The sequence below is a fragment of the Streptococcus sp. 3705 genome, assembly GCF_013277145.1.
Lineage (GTDB): Bacteria > Bacillota > Bacilli > Lactobacillales > Streptococcaceae > Streptococcus.
In genome coordinates this window covers 1-1,689 of record NZ_VMMJ01000042.1, presented here as the reverse complement: position 1 = coordinate 1,689, position 1,689 = coordinate 1, and the positions used below count along the sequence as shown (strand labels likewise).

At 41.2% G+C, this 1,689-nt stretch carries 1 protein-coding gene; it reads left to right on the top strand.

What is annotated here, in order from left to right; genetic code table 11:
* The first annotated feature begins 136 nt into the window (after positions 1-136).
* Positions 137-1,480: a DEAD/DEAH box helicase gene (locus HT714_RS09415; RefSeq protein WP_173226759.1), complete on the top strand. Its 1,344-nt coding sequence runs from the start codon at positions 137-139 to the stop codon at positions 1,478-1,480.
* The last annotated feature ends 209 nt before the right edge of the window (positions 1,481-1,689 follow it).

The window sequence follows — 1,689 nt, the reverse complement described above, 5'->3', positions numbered from 1 at the left end:
CCTTGCCGTACTCAAGTACAGCCTGCGGCTAGCTTCCTAGTTTGCTCTTTGATTTTCATTGAGTATAAATGAGTGAGGCTACTGAAATGGAATAAAATGTGGTATAATTGATAAGATAGATAGAATCGAGGATATTATGTCATTTACGAAATTTCAATTTAAAAACTATATTAGAGAAGCCTTGCAGGAGTTGAAATTTACAACTCCAACAGAGGTACAAGATAAGTTGATTCCCATTGTCTTGGCAGGCAGAGATTTGGTTGGAGAATCAAAAACAGGTTCAGGTAAGACTCATACTTTCTTGTTACCGATTTTCCAGCAATTAGATGAATCTAGCGATAGTGTACAAGCAGTAATCACTGTACCTAGCCGTGAGTTGGCTACTCAAATTTACCAAGCAGCTCGTCAGATTGCAACCCACTCAGAAGTGGAAGTTCGTGTGGTTAATTATGTGGGTGGTACGGATAAGGCTCGTCAGATTGAGAAATTGGCAAGCAATCAGCCTCATATTGTTATTGGAACACCAGGCCGTATTTACGACTTGGTTAAATCCGGTGATTTGGCTATTCACAAGGCCAAGACCTTTGTTGTTGATGAAGCAGACATGACCTTGGATATGGGATTCTTGGAAACTGTTGATAAGATTGCTGGCAGTCTTCCAAAAGACTTGCAATTCATGGTCTTCTCAGCGACTATTCCACAAAAACTGCAACCATTCTTGAAAAAATACTTGTCAAATCCTGTCATGGAGAAAATCAAGACCAAAACGGTCATTTCTGATACCATTGATAATTGGTTGATTTCTACTAAGGGACGTGATAAGAATGCTCAAATTTACCAGTTGACTCAGTTGATGCAGCCTTATTTGGCAATGATTTTTGTCAATACTAAGACACGTGCTGATGAATTGCATTCATATCTGACTGCTCAAGGATTGAAGGTAGCGAAGATTCATGGAGATATTGCCCCTCGTGAGCGCAAGCGTATTATGAATCAGGTGAAAAATCTGGATTTTGAGTACATTGTCGCAACAGATTTGGCAGCGCGTGGAATTGACATTGAAGGTGTCAGCCATGTCATCAATGATGCCATTCCGCAAGACTTGTCTTTCTTTGTACACCGTGTTGGTCGTACCGGACGCAATGGCCTACCAGGTACAGCTATTACCCTTTATCAGCCAAGCGATGACTCGGATATCCGTGAGTTGGAGAAATTAGGAATTAAATTTACTCCGAAGATGGTCAAAGACGGGGAATTTCAAGATACCTATGACCGTGATCGTCGTGCCAACCGTGAGAAAAAACAAGATAAGCTTGATATCGAAATGATTGGTCTGGTTAAAAAGAAAAAGAAAAAAGTCAAACCGGGTTATAAGAAGAAAATTCAATGGGCGGTTGATGAAAAGCGCCGCAAAACCAAGCGTGCAGAAAGTCGTGCTCGCGGTCGTGCAGAGCGTAAAGCTAAACGCCAAACATTTTAATAGAAAAGTTGGAGTACTGAGCTCCAACTTTTTTTTATGTGACTTTCAGTCCGTCTCGCTCCGTTAGGTGCGAGACAAAAAAACCACTCGCTATGCGGGTGCGCGTCGAAGGTTATACCCCAAAAACTCCGAACGCGATACAATAAAGGTGTTCAAGTCAATTGTAAAGCGAAAGGAGAAAAATATGGCACAAAAGGCTCATAGTTTAT